This is a genomic window from Flavobacterium luteolum (assembly GCF_027111275.1).
GTDB classification, from domain to species: Bacteria; Bacteroidota; Bacteroidia; order Flavobacteriales; family Flavobacteriaceae; genus Flavobacterium; species Flavobacterium luteolum.
Window position 1 is genome coordinate 164,199 of sequence record NZ_CP114286.1, and the last position, 13,029, is coordinate 177,227.

Consider the following 13,029-nt stretch of genomic DNA (forward strand, 5'->3'; position numbering starts at 1 on the left):
CGCAAGGCACGCAAAGCTTTGCGAACTTCGCGTAAAACTTAGCGCCCTTTGCGGTTAAAATATAGTTCAGATTAAAACAAAAATAATTTTACAAAATGAAAAAAATTCTAACATTATTATTCCTGACATCGTTCGCAATTGGACAATCACAAGGTTTAATTTCTAACGCACCCAACCGAAACACCACTTCTTTAAACGGAGTTTGGAATTATATTATAGATCCATATCAAACAGGTTTTTACAGTTTTCACCTTGACCAATACGACAAAAGTGAAAAACCAGCAAAAGGAGCTTTTTTCACCAATTATCATGCTCAAAACAAACAGGAATTAGTAGAATATGATTTTGATAAATCGCCTACAATCAATATTCCAGGCGATTGGAATTCGCAGGTTACAGAACTGAAATATTATGAGGGAAATGTTTGGTTTAAAAAGTCTTTCGATTATAATCTAGCGGCCAATAAACGTCTGTTTTTATATTTAGGAGCTATCAATTATAAAGCTGATGTTTATTTAAATGGAAAAAAACTAGGAACTCATGAAGGAGGTTTTACTCCATTTAATTACGAAGTCACTTCGATTGTAAAACCAACAGGAAATTATTTGGTTATCAAAGTTGATAATACACGTCATAAAGAAGATGTTCCGACTGTAAATACTGATTGGTGGAATTATGGCGGCATTACGCGCGATGTGACTTTAATTGAAGAAGAATCCTCTTTTGTAGAAGATTATAATATTCAGCTGAAAAAAGGCAATGCAAATGTGATTTCTGGTTTTATCAAAATCAATAATTTGGATGCATCAAAAAATCAGGTTTCAATTTCTATTCCGGAATTAAAAATCAACTACAAAGGAAAAGCTGATAACAACGGAATTTTAAGTTTCGAAATTCCAGCGAAAAAGATTTCTTATTGGTCACCAGAAAATCCAAAATTATATAATGTTATCATTGACTTTAATGGGAAAAAACTAAACGATCAAATTGGTTTTAGAACTATCGAAACAAAAGAAGATAAAATTCTATTGAATGGAAAACCAGTCTTTTTGCGCGGAATTTCGATTCATGAAGAAAATGCCAAAGGCGGGCGAGCGAATTCTCAAGAAGATGCTTTGCGTTTATTAAACTGGGCAAAAGAGTTAGGCTGTAATTATGTTCGCCTGGCGCATTATCCGCACAACGAAAACATGGTTAGAGAAGCTGATAAATTAGGTTTAATGGTTTGGGAAGAAATTCCGGTTTACTGGACAGTTGAATTTAAAAATGAAAACACGTATAAAAATGCTCAAGATCAATTAACTGCTGCTATCACAAGAGATAAAAACAGAGCTAGTATTGTGATTTGGTCGATGGCAAATGAAACTCCAATTTCGGAAGCTAGAAATACTTTCATTAAAAATTTAGCATCTTACACCAGATCATTAGACAATACTAGATTAATTAGCGCTGCTTTATTAACCAAAAAAGAAACTATTGATGATCCTATTGGAGAAGTTTTGGATGTTGTGGCTTTCAACCAATATTTGGGCTGGTATGGCGGAAACTTGGAAGATGCTGAGAAAATAACATGGAAATCTAAATACAACAAACCTGTTTTCGTTTCTGAATTTGGAGGCGATGCAAAAGCTGGACTTCACGGAGAGAAGAACGAACGTTGGACTGAGGAATATCAGGAATATTTATACATTCAGAATTTAAAGATGATTGAAAAGATTCCTCACTTAAGTGGAACAAGTCCGTGGATTCTGGTTGATTTCAGATCGCCAAAAAGATTGCTTCCAGGAATTCAGGACGGTTACAATCGTAAAGGTTTAATTTCAAATGATGGTGAAAAGAAAAAAGCTTTCTACATTATGCAGGATTGGTATGCTAAGAAGAAAAAGGAATATTAAAAAATTATTTTCACACAACGTTAATCTGTAGAGACGCACTGCAGTGCGTCTACGCAACGATGGCTACAATACGTTAGACGCACTGCAGTGCGTCTCTACGGAAAATTGGATCGGAAATAAAATTATCTTGTCAAAACTGTTACCAATTCATTAACAAAAAACAGGCAGCAAATTATATGATTTTTCTTCATTATTAATTTACTTTGTAGTTAATCTAAAAATTGTAAACCATGAAAAAATTCTATTTACTAGCAGTTACTTTGTTTGCTGCTTTTACAGTTCAGGCTCAAGACATCGTAAAATTTGCTCCTCTTGATGCAAGTCCAGTTGATATTTCGTATTTCCCAAACAAAGCGGTGAAATTCAAGAAAACAGATAATCCAAATCCGGTTGTTAAAGTGCTTTATGCAAGACCTTCTGTAAAAGGAAGAACTATTTTTGGCGATGTTGTAAAGTTTGGTGAAGTTTGGAGAGTTGGTGCTAATGAAAACACAGAAGTTAAATTCTATAAAGATGTAACAATTGGCGGAAAAAAAGTTGCTGCAGGAACATACAGTTTATTTGCTATTCCTGAAAAAGACAAATGGACTATCATCATCAACAAAGAACTTGATTTATGGGGTTCTTATGCTTATGATGAAAGTAAAGATGTGGTAAGAGTTTCAGTTCCTGTAAAACCAGTTTCTGAAGTTATCGAAGCTTTATCTATTGCATTTACAACTCAAGGTAATGTAGCAAATCTTGTTATTGGTTGGGATAAAACAACTGTTGAATTGCCAATCACGATTAAATAAGTTTTAATGTTATATGCCGCAAAGGCACAAAGTCGCAAAGTTTTTTTAAGCTTTGCGATTTTTTTATTTAACCACAAAGAGCAGATTTACGCAAGATCTCAAAGCTTTATCACGCAATCTTGTCATTTCGACGAAGGAGAAATCTTCGCGAGAAACTCTACAAAGAATGGATTATTACTGTGGAGCTACTTACGGAGATTTCTCCTTCGTCGAAATGACAAAAATGAGATTACTTAACAAAAAAACTTTATCTCTCGTCTATTTTACAAGATATCTTTATAACAAAAAAATCCCTTTAAGATCTTATTCTCAAAGGGATTATTGTAATTGTTTTATGTCTAAACCTCAACAGTTTCTATAATTTTATCCAATGTAATTGGCAAATCTCTAACACGTTTTCCGGTTGCATTAAAAACGGCATTTGCAATTGCTGGCGCCATTCCGACCAAAGCGGTTTCTCCCAGACCTTTTGTTCCCATTGGATTACTTATCGGGTCTTTTTTGTTAACGAAGAAAACCTCTTGTTTTTCAATATCTGCGTTTACAGGAACATGATAATCTGCAAAATTATTATTGATTGGACGACCAAAACGGTGATCAATTTCTAAAGCTTCCATTAATCCCATTCCGATTCCTCCTACTGCTCCACCAAACATTTGTCCTGCAGAAGTTTTCTGGCTTATTACGGTTCCAATATCAGCGCAAGAAACGACATGAGCCAATCTTATTTTACCCAAATTCGGATTCACTAATACTTTTACAAAATGAACCGAAAATGAATAAATTGAATATTTCTTCGCTTCTTCAGCAGCTTTAGAAACATTTTCTACTTCAAAATCTTCTAATTTATTACTGCTTAAAAGTGCTGCTAACGTAACCGATTTAGATTTGTCTTTTTTAGAAGAAACCTCACCATTTTCAAAAGTTAAATCTGTTAGAGCGATTCCTTTTAAAGCAGGATTTTTACTTCCTAATTCAATTATTTTATTCAATAATAAATTGCACGCATCATGAACCGCAGAACCAACTGATGAAGTCGTTGCCGAACCTCCTTGCGTTGGACCTTTTGGCAAACCGCTTTTTCCCATTTCGATAATTACATTTTCAGCTGGCAAACCTATTACTTCAGCTCCAATAGCAGTCATCATAGTGGCTGTTCCTGGCCCCATATCGTTTACACTGCATTGTAAGACTAAATCGCCATTCGCTAAAAATTTTGCCTTTACAGAAGTTGCACTTCTATAGCAACCAAAAGTTCCTGTACCCATTCCGTAACCAACCAGCCAGTTTCCTTCTTTCACAGAACCAGGTTCATTTTTACGGTTTTTCCAGCCAATGCGTTCCATTCCGCCTTCGTAACATTCTAAAAGAAATTTACTGCTCCACGGTTTATTTTGTTCCTGATCTTTTTCGGCATAGTTCAGCTTGCGAAATTCAATCGGATCTAAGTTTAATTTATACGCCATTTCATCCATCGCACATTCTAAGGCAAAAGAACCTGTTGCTTCGCCCGGTCCACGCATCCAGATTGGTGTGCACGTATCCAAAGGCACAATTCTGTAACGTGTAGAAACATTCGGACAATCATAAATAAATCGGGACATATTTACGGTTCCTTCCATGAAATCTTCATAGCTTGAAGTCATTGCAACCGCTTCATGCGTTAATCCAGTCAGTTTTCCATCTTTTGTTGCTCCAAGACCCATTTTCTGAATCGTGTAAGGTCTAAAACCAACATTGGTAAACATCTGCTCGCGATGCAGTACTAATTTAACTGGACGGTTCAATTTTTTAGCTCCAATCAAAGCTGCGATTTCATACGGCCAAGTATGCAATCCCATTCCGAAAGCACCGCCAAGATACTCGGCATGAACCTCAACATCTTCAACAGGCACGCCAAATACTCCAGCAACACTTCTACGTGTTCCTTCAACACCTTGACTTTTTGTATATAAGATTGGTTTGTTTCCGTCCCATTTCGCTATGATGTTTGCCAGTTCCATTGGGTTATGCACCTCGGTTGGAATGGTATATTCGGTTTCTAAAACAACCTCAGCATTTTTATATCCGTCATGTTCACCACGATGATAATCATTTCCTTTATCGGTTTCGACTTTCTTTTCTTTTTCAGCTGCTTTTTTAAGTTCTGTCGAATGTTCTTCTTTAAAATAATCCGCTTTAATTAAACTCGCGGCATATCGCATACGTTCAAAAGTATCAGCAATTACTAAAGCAATCGGCTGATCGTAATACAAAACCGAATCATCTTTAAAAATTTGCAGCGGCTGACCAAAATTATGCTTGTCTTTTGCTTTTTCGTAGCCAACAGGTTTATCTACATTCAAGTGCGTGATTACAGCCAAAACTCCTGGTGCCCATTCTGCTTTTTTAGTATCGATTGTTTTAATTCTTCCTTTTGCAATCGTGCTTCCTACCAAACAGGCATACACAACACCTGCCGTTTTATATTCTGCCGAATAAGTTGCTGAACCCGTTACTTTAGCAAATCCGTCAACTCTATTAATATTACTTGTCTTGCTCATAATTTAATTATTTTGATGCTGCTATTGTAAGTGCTTCTGCTACTGCATTCTCTCCAAGCGTTAGTTTAAAATTATTATCACCGAATCCTTTTGCGCCTTTCATAGACAAATGGCCTGCTTGTTTAAATAGATCTTCAGAAACTGTTTTTCCTTTCAGGAATTTTTCTGTCTCAGTCAATCTCCATGGTTTATGTGCTACACCTCCCATAGCCAATCTGACATCATTTATAGTATTATTTTTTATATCTAAAGCTACAGCAACCGATACCAATGCAAAAGCATAACTTGTCCTGTCACGAACTTTTAGATAATGAACATTTTTAGTAAAATTATTATCTGGAATTTCAACCGAAGTAATCAATTCTCTGCTGTCTAGCGTATTGTCTTTTTCAGGCGTATTTCCGGGAAGTCTATGAAAATCAGTGAAATCAATTTCTCGCTTTCCTTTTGGTCCTTCTACCAAAACTTTCGCGTCAAGCGCAGCCAAAGCCACGCACATATCACTTGGATGAACCGCAATACAACTGTCCGAAGTTCCAAAAACAGCCGACATTCTGTTAGAACCACCAATCGCACCGCATCCGCTTTTTGGTACACGTTTGTTGCAAGGCATATCGGTATTGTAATAATAAGAACATCTTGTTTTCTGTAGCATATTCCCTCCAACAGTTGCCATGTGTCTAATCTGTTGAGAAGCTCCAGCTGCTAAAGCTAATGCCAACAAAGGATATTTTTCTTTTATTGAAGCATCTTCGGCAACCTGACTGTTTTTTGCCAAAGCGCCAATCGAAACTTTTCCTTTTAAAAACTCTATTTTCTTTAAGTCTAATCCGTTAATGTCAACTAATTTATCTGGAGCAACGATATTCTTCTTCATTAAATCGACCAGATTGGTTCCGCCCGCAATAAACATAGAAGAATTATCTTTTGCTTTTCCCGTAACTGCCGAAGAAGAAGACAACGCTTTAATTATCTGAAAGTTTTTCATATTTCCTTCCCTCCTTCCTTCACTTCAGTTATAGCATCAACGATGTTATGATAAGCACCACATCTACAGATGTTACCACTCATATACTCACTAATTTCTTCTCTGCTGTTAGCATGGCCTTCTTTGATACAAGCAATTCCCGACATAATTTGTCCCGGCGTGCAATAACCGCACTGAAAACCATCGTGTTTGATAAAAGCTTCCTGCATAGGGTGCAGTTTTTTTCCTTTCGAAAGTCCTTCAATTGTAGTTACCTGAGCATTTTGCTGCATCGTTGCCAAAGATAGACACGATAAAATTCTAGTTCCATTTACGTGAACAGTACACGCACCGCATTGTCCGTGATCACAGCCTTTTTTGGTTCCGGTAAGCTGTAATTGTTCGCGAAGCAAATCCAATAAAGTGGTTCTTGGTTCTATATTTAGATTGTGTTTTGTGCCATTTACTTCAATAGAAAGCGGTACGGTTTCTAAATATTCCGCTATTTTTTCATCCCATTTCTTTTCTGAAGCCATAACCAATGAAGGTGGCGTCAGGGCAAGAGCGGTAAAAAGTCCTGATTTCTTTATAAAGTCACGACGGGAACTAGCATCTTCCGGTGTTACTTTATCCTGATTTGTTTTTTTAGAAGCCATTCAATCTATTTGTTAAATTAGCAAATTCGCTTTTGTATTCTAACAAATTTAGCGATCTTATGTAAGAAAAAATTATAAAATTCAAACATTACTCTTATTTAGAATAATTACAATTTTGTTGTTTTTTTAACGCAAAGGCGCAAAGGGTTTTCGCAAAGTTCGCTAAGTTATTTTTCTCTCGCAGATTTGGCAGATAATGCAGATTTTGAATACGATGAAAAGATTTACACAGATTCTTTATGATAGAAATAAATAAAAAATCTGTTTAGATCTTCAAAATCTGCGAGAAACAAAAAATTATACACATTAAAATTTTGCGTTCTTTGCGAAAACCCTTTGCGCCTTTGCGGTTAATTCTTTCACGTAGATTAATTCTGAAATTGTATTTTTACTGAACTAAGTCCAAATTATGTCACAGCAAGAAATGATATATCTTGATAACAATGCCACAACTCGTGTTGATGAAAGAGTTTTGAATACCATGCTTCCGTATTTTACTGATTTGTATGCAAATTCAACGGGAACACATTTGGCGGGATTAACGGTAAAAGAAGCTGTTGAAAATGCGGCATGGCAAACGGCTGATTTAATAGGTGTTGATGCTGATGAAATCCTATTTACTTCGGGTGCGACTGAGGCAATAAATTTGGCTATTAAAGGTCTTACTGATCAAGAACGAAAACATATTATTACGATTCAGACCGAGCATAAAGCAGTTCTTGAAACTTGTCGGTATATGGAAGATATTGGTTTTGATGTTACTTATCTTCCAACTGATTCTGACGGGCTTTTAAATCTTCAACTTTTAGAAGAAATAATTACAGATAAAACACTGGTTTTCATCGGAATGATTTCTAATAACGAAACTGGTGTCATACAAAATACCATTGCGATTTCTAAAATATTGAAAGCCAAAAATGTGCTTTTTATGTGTGATGCGACACAAGCGATTGGAAAAATTCCTGTTGATGTAAAAAAATTAGGAATCGATCTTTTGACTTTGTCTGCCCATAAATTTTATGGTCCGAAAGGAATTGGCGCGTTATATATTTCGGCGAAAGCCAAAATAAAATTGACCCCTCAAATTCTTGGAGGCGGACAACAAAGAAAATTACGAAGCGGAACGTTAAATGTTCCCGGAATTATCGGTTTAGGAAAAGCGTGTGAAATAGCTGTTAATGACCTAGAAAAAGATCAGAATAGAGTTTCTCTATTACGAGACAGGCTTGAAAGAGGTTTGTTGCAGTTTAATGGTTCATTCGTAAATGGAAATAAAGAAAACCGAATTTATAATACTTCAAATATTTGTTTCCCTGGCGTGAATTCAGAACAGTTAATTTTGGCTTTAGGGAATATTGCTGTTTCAAACGGAGCTTCTTGTTCGGCTGTTACTTCTGAACCTTCACATGTTTTAAAAGCAATGGGATTATCTGATGAAGATGCTTTGAGTTCGATTCGCTTTAGCTTGGGAAGATTTACTACTTCTGAAGAAATTGATATTGCTGTTGAGCGAGTTTTGAGTTTAGCTGTTCAGTTTGCCACTAAGACGTTAAGACAATAAGTTTTATTTTTTGTTTTTAATCTCGTAATCCCGATAGCTATCGGGAGCAGAGACGCAAAGGTTATTTTTGTCATCCTGACGAAGGAAGGATCACACTAGAAATTCTATAAAGTAAATCCTCAATCTTTGCCGACTCTCGCGTGTGATCCTTCCTTCGTCAGGATGACAAACTGTGTCTAGAAAAGCTGGCTAAACAAAAAAAACTTTGTCCCTTTATCTCAAGAAATCAACTTAGAGTAATCTTCTTCTGTATCAATATCAATATTTCCTTTTTCAAAAGAAATTGAAACAACATCATCCGAATGCTTTTTAATCAGTTTTTTGGCGCCTTCCTGTCCTTTCAATTCTAGAAGTTCTTGAAAGTATTTTTTATGAAATAAAACTGGAGTTCCTAAAGTTTCAGAATAAGCAGAGGCTGCAATTCCTTTTTTAGTTTTATTGGCTTCAACAATTAAATTTTCAAAAATGGAATGAGCTGCAAAAGGCTGATCGCAAACTGCTAAAATGCATTGTTCAGAATTAGGATTTTGATGTAATAATTGATTAATACCTTTTGCGATTGAAGAAGACATTCCATTTTCCCAGTCAGAATTAAAAGAAAATGTTATTTCAGGTAAATTAAGCTCTTTTTCGATTAAATCATGGTTTGAACCTGTCACGACTATTATAAACGAATTTTCGACCTTCAAAGCCTCTGAAATGGTGTTTTTCAACAAAGTTGATTCTTTATATTCCAGCAATTGTTTTGGTCTACCTAATCTAGAAGAATTACCTGCGGCCAAAATAATAATACCTGTTTTATTTTTAAATCTAGCCTCCATAATGAATTTCATCATGAATTTTACCCGATTTGTATTTTAAAGAAGTTCCAGCACGTTCAGAGGCAACAGCTTTAATTTCAGAAACAATTGATAAAGCGATTTCTTCTGAAGTTTCAGCACCAATATCTAGACCAATGGGACTGTGAATTCGGCTTAACTGCTCGTCATTTACTATAATTCCGTCTTTTAGAAGATCATCGAGCATTCGACTAAATTTTGATTTTGGGCCGAGAATTCCAATATAATGACAATTGGTTTCCAATAGTAATTTTAAAACTGCCAGATCGTATTTATAATTGTGGGTCATCAAAAGAAAATAAGTCTGGTCATCGATGTTCACATTATCTAAAAATTGTTCTGGTTTGACAACCTCAACCTGATTGGCTTTAGGGAAACGTTTACCTGTTGCATGAGTCGAGCGTCCTTCACCAATACTGGTTTTCCATCCTAAAACAGAAGCCATTTTCACTAGTGGCTGAATATCATTTCCTGCTCCAGCAATTACTAGCGAAATAGAAGGTTTTATGTATTCGATTAAAGCTTCGCTGTTGTTTTCCTCCTGAAGTTTTTTCACCAAAGAAGTTTTAGTTTTCAACACTTCTTTCACATCCGAAATTAAACTTAAAGCTTCGTTATTATGGTTTAAAACAGGACTGTCTTTTCTAAAAAATAAAGTTGTTCCTATCTGAAAAGCATTTCTTTTTAAAGAAAAAACGGTTACTATTACTGCTTCTTTTCTTTCTAATTCCAATTGCTGCAAAAGCTGAATTGGATTATTTGAAACCTCCTCATCAATGTATTCAAAAAGAATATGAACGATTCCGTTGCATCCAAGCTGCAAACCTACCTCTACATCATCTTCATTACTCGTATTATAAGTTACAAGTTTATTTTGCTTCTGATTGATTGAAAGAAGTGCTTTTCGCAATGCATCTCCTTCTAGACATCCTCCGCTTATTGCGCCAGTAAGCATACCGTCTTCCGTAACGAGCATACGGGCACCAGGCTGTCTATAAGATGATCCTTCAACTTTAACTACAGTAGCCAAAGCTGTTTTCTTTCCTGACTCTTTTGCTTCTGAATAAGCTTTAAGAATTTCGTTGATTTCTTTCATAGGTAATTATTTCACCAATAGAAATAAGCGTTGATGAATCTGTTTAACAGTTTAAAAATAAAAAATATTGCAAACATACATACAAGAAGAGACATTTATGTTTAAAGATTGTGTTTAATTTATTTGGCTTAAAATAATTTATTATAGTTATGATAATCATTTTTTCAAATTGATGTATGATTTATATTACTAAGTTTTGTATTTTTATCAATAGCAAAATTTTATATTACCTAACTTTAAAAGTAAACTACATGGGAAAATTTGTAATCACTACTAGAGCCAACGGAGAGTTCCAGTTCAATTTAAAAGCTGGTAATGGTCAGACCATTCTAACGAGTGAAGGCTATACTACAAAAGCAGCCTGCAATAATGGTATCGAATCTGTGAAAAAAAATGCACCAGACGATGATCGTTATGACAGATTAGAATCTAAAAGCGGAAAGCCTTATTTTAATTTAAAAGCAGGAAACGGTCAGATTATCGGTTCGAGCGAGATGTACGAAAGCGTAGCTGCTAGAGAAAATGGAATTGAATCTGTGAAGAAAAATGCTCCCGATGCAACTATAGATGATCAAACGGCATAATTGGAAACTGTTTATAAAATAAAAAAGCGAGGTAAATGCCTCGCTTTTTCTATAAAGATATATTGAAGTATTGTTTTAATCCAATAAAAAGACAATCAATCCTCTTGCGCCATGAGCTCCAAGAACTAAAGACTGTTCGATATCTGCCGTTTTTGAAGGGCCCGCGATAAAAGTTCCGAAACCATATTCCATATTTCCGATTCTTTGATACGCCTGCTGCATTGTTCGAACAAGATCTTTTTTATGAACGATGATAGCTAAATATTGGGCTATGAAAGGTGCAACACGCTGTCCTAAAATATCGTCAGTTACCCAAAGTCCGCTGTTTTCTGCAACTCCAAAATGTGCTTTTACAACTGTCAATTCAACATCTTGAAGCGAATGCGGATCTACTGTTTTCCAATCTAAAGAAGCAATTTCAGAAAGTTCCGGAAGAGTTGTAATTAATCGTTTTTCGAGATTATAATTGGATTTGACGTAATTGATGATTTCATTATAATCAGCAACTTCTACAGGATCACCTCCAATTCCTTTTAAAACCGTTTTATAGGTTTCTAAAACATCAAATTGTTCAGAACCTAAAAGATTTAAATCTGGCAGTTCTGAAACCAATTCGGGCTGATTTGCTTTTATTCTTTTTAAAATTTCACCTTTACTACTCATTCCTTTTTTCTTTAGATTCTCGCGAATTTTTCTTGTACCATTCTCTAAAAGATTCTTCTGGAACATCTGGCATTTCGCGCTGATCGTACCATTTATTCATCTTATTATTGACCATTCCTGGGATGTTCTTCATTACAAATCGTCCTGATTTTCCAGCAATATTAAAAACCGTTGGATTTGCTAATACCGTTGCCATCGTTTTCATCGCTATAGTTTTAGCCGTTGGAGTATGTCCCTCTTTTACCAAAACCTGACGCCATTTGTACAATTGATCGTGAATGTCAATTTTTACAGGACAAACATTAGTACACGAACCACAAAGCGTACTAGCAAAAGGCAGATCGGCATTTTTGCTCATATCTAAATTTGGTGCCAAAATAGAACCAATTGGTCCTGCAACCGCATTGTGATAACTATGTCCGCCGCTTCGTCTGTACACTGGACAAGTATTCATACACGCGCCACAACGAATACATTTTAGCGAATTTCTAAAATCTTCTCTTCCTAATTGTGTGCTTCTACCGTTGTCTACAATTACGATATGCATTTCTTTTCCGTCTCTTGGTTTCTTAAAATGACTTGAAAAAGTAGTAATGGGCTGTCCAGTTGCGCTTCTTGCTAACAATCTAAGGAAAACACCTAAATGTTCTCTTTTCGGAATCAGTTTCTCAAATCCCATACAAGCGATATGAACGTCTGCTAAATGCGCTCCCATATCAGCATTTCCTTCGTTGGTGCAAACGACAAATTCTCCTGTTTCTGCAACAGCAAAATTGACTCCTGTTAAAGCCACTTTTCGAGTCAAAAAAGTATTTCTTAAACTCTGGCGCGCCGACTCTGTTAAATATTGCGGGTCGAAATTTCCTTTTTCTGTTCCTAAATGTTCATGAAAAGTTTCGCTTACATCTTCTTTCTTTAAGTGAATCGCTGGAAGTACAATATGGCTTGGCGGTTCTTTACGAAGTTGTACGATATATTCACCTAAATCAGAATCGATTACTTCTATTCCTTTTTCGGCTAAATAATCATTTAAATGGCATTCTTCTGTAAGCATCGATTTGGATTTCACCATCTGCTTAACATCATGTTTTGCCATGATAGAATGTACTATTTCATTATGTTCTTTAGCATCGGCTGCCCAATGTACAATTATTCCGTTTCGTTGAGCATTCGCTTCAAATTCGACTAAATAATCGTGAATATTCGAAAGTACATTAAATTTTATCTGAGAAGCAGTTTCACGAAGCAGTTCCCAATCTGCTATCTGGTGAGCCGATTTATCTCTTTTAGCGCGAACAAACCAAAGTGTCTCATCGTGCCAATTGACACGCTCTACATCTTTGTTAAACTTAGCTGCGGCTTCGCTGTGCTGTATTATTTTTTCTGATGACATTTTCTACTATTTAAAAGTCAATTTTGAAATGTTTATTT

At 35.6% G+C, this 13,029-nt stretch carries 11 protein-coding genes; 4 read left to right on the forward strand and 7 right to left on the reverse strand.

Annotation, left to right across the window (positions count from 1 at the left end):
* Positions 1-95 precede the first annotated feature (95 nt).
* On the forward strand, positions 96-1,895 hold the full coding sequence (locus tag OZP10_RS00530) for a glycoside hydrolase family 2 protein (RefSeq protein ID WP_281633020.1): 1,800 nt from the start codon (positions 96-98) through the stop codon (positions 1,893-1,895).
* A 230-nt stretch (positions 1,896-2,125) separates the two neighbouring features.
* Entirely contained in the window at positions 2,126-2,689 is a 564-nt protein-coding gene (locus OZP10_RS00535) for a DUF2911 domain-containing protein (RefSeq protein ID WP_281633021.1), read from the forward strand.
* 338 nt (positions 2,690-3,027) lie between these two features.
* Here the strand turns inward: OZP10_RS00535 and OZP10_RS00540 are convergent, their stop codons facing one another.
* From OZP10_RS00540 to OZP10_RS00550, 3 genes are read right to left on the reverse strand one after another with little or no spacing between them, the layout of a single operon-like run.
* On the reverse strand, positions 3,028-5,232 hold the full coding sequence (locus tag OZP10_RS00540) for a xanthine dehydrogenase family protein molybdopterin-binding subunit (protein WP_281633022.1): 2,205 nt from the start codon (positions 5,230-5,232) through the stop codon (positions 3,028-3,030).
* 7 nt (positions 5,233-5,239) lie between these two features.
* Positions 5,240-6,220, reverse strand: coding sequence for an FAD binding domain-containing protein (locus tag OZP10_RS00545; RefSeq protein WP_281633023.1), 981 nt, complete (start codon positions 6,218-6,220; stop codon positions 5,240-5,242).
* Positions 6,217-6,855 carry a 2Fe-2S iron-sulfur cluster-binding protein gene (locus OZP10_RS00550; protein WP_281633024.1) on the reverse strand — a complete coding sequence of 213 codons (639 nt, stop codon included), beginning with the start codon at positions 6,853-6,855 and terminating at the stop codon, positions 6,217-6,219. The genes OZP10_RS00545 and OZP10_RS00550 overlap by 4 nt, the downstream gene beginning before the upstream one ends.
* A gap of 409 nt (positions 6,856-7,264) precedes the next feature.
* Here OZP10_RS00550 and OZP10_RS00555 point away from each other — a divergent pair, with 409 nt between their 5' ends.
* Complete coding sequence (locus OZP10_RS00555; protein WP_281633025.1) at positions 7,265-8,416, forward strand: cysteine desulfurase family protein; 1,152 nt, start codon at positions 7,265-7,267, stop codon at positions 8,414-8,416.
* 218 nt (positions 8,417-8,634) lie between these two features.
* Here OZP10_RS00555 and OZP10_RS00560 read toward each other — a convergent pair whose 3' ends face one another.
* Positions 8,635-9,252, reverse strand: coding sequence for a nucleotidyltransferase family protein (locus OZP10_RS00560; protein WP_281633026.1), 618 nt, complete (start codon positions 9,250-9,252; stop codon positions 8,635-8,637).
* Entirely contained in the window at positions 9,227-10,351 is a 1,125-nt protein-coding gene (locus tag OZP10_RS00565; protein WP_281633027.1) for an XdhC family protein, read from the reverse strand. The genes OZP10_RS00560 and OZP10_RS00565 overlap by 26 nt, the downstream gene beginning before the upstream one ends.
* Positions 10,352-10,602: 251 nt before the next feature.
* Between OZP10_RS00565 and OZP10_RS00570 the strand changes: the two genes are divergently transcribed.
* Positions 10,603-10,935 (forward strand): YegP family protein, encoded by a 333-nt coding sequence (locus OZP10_RS00570; protein ID WP_111367166.1) that lies wholly within the window; start codon positions 10,603-10,605, stop codon positions 10,933-10,935.
* A gap of 75 nt (positions 10,936-11,010) precedes the next feature.
* On the opposite strand, the gene OZP10_RS00575 is transcribed toward OZP10_RS00570, so the two are convergent.
* A complete protein-coding gene (locus OZP10_RS00575) occupies positions 11,011-11,598 on the reverse strand; it encodes a LutC/YkgG family protein (protein ID WP_281633028.1) in 588 nt (195 codons plus the stop codon).
* Positions 11,591-12,991 (reverse strand): lactate utilization protein B, encoded by a 1,401-nt coding sequence (locus tag OZP10_RS00580; RefSeq protein WP_281633029.1) that lies wholly within the window; start codon positions 12,989-12,991, stop codon positions 11,591-11,593. The genes OZP10_RS00575 and OZP10_RS00580 overlap by 8 nt, the downstream gene beginning before the upstream one ends.
* Between the last annotated feature and the right edge of the window lie 38 nt (positions 12,992-13,029).

Coding starts and splice junctions, on each gene's coding strand:
- OZP10_RS00530 (WP_281633020.1), top strand. CDS start 96: ATGAAAAAAATTCTAACATTATTATTCCTGACATCGTTCGCAATTGGA.
- OZP10_RS00535 (WP_281633021.1), top strand. CDS start 2,126: ATGAAAAAATTCTATTTACTAGCAGTTACTTTGTTTGCTGCTTTTACA.
- OZP10_RS00540 (WP_281633022.1), bottom strand. CDS start 5,232: ATGAGCAAGACAAGTAATATTAATAGAGTTGACGGATTTGCTAAAGTA.
- OZP10_RS00545 (WP_281633023.1), bottom strand. CDS start 6,220: ATGAAAAACTTTCAGATAATTAAAGCGTTGTCTTCTTCTTCGGCAGTT.
- OZP10_RS00550 (WP_281633024.1), bottom strand. CDS start 6,855: ATGGCTTCTAAAAAAACAAATCAGGATAAAGTAACACCGGAAGATGCT.
- OZP10_RS00555 (WP_281633025.1), top strand. CDS start 7,265: ATGTCACAGCAAGAAATGATATATCTTGATAACAATGCCACAACTCGT.
- OZP10_RS00560 (WP_281633026.1), bottom strand. CDS start 9,252: ATGATGAAATTCATTATGGAGGCTAGATTTAAAAATAAAACAGGTATT.
- OZP10_RS00565 (WP_281633027.1), bottom strand. CDS start 10,351: ATGAAAGAAATCAACGAAATTCTTAAAGCTTATTCAGAAGCAAAAGAG.
- OZP10_RS00570 (WP_111367166.1), top strand. CDS start 10,603: ATGGGAAAATTTGTAATCACTACTAGAGCCAACGGAGAGTTCCAGTTC.
- OZP10_RS00575 (WP_281633028.1), bottom strand. CDS start 11,598: ATGAGTAGTAAAGGTGAAATTTTAAAAAGAATAAAAGCAAATCAGCCC.
- OZP10_RS00580 (WP_281633029.1), bottom strand. CDS start 12,991: ATGTCATCAGAAAAAATAATACAGCACAGCGAAGCCGCAGCTAAGTTT.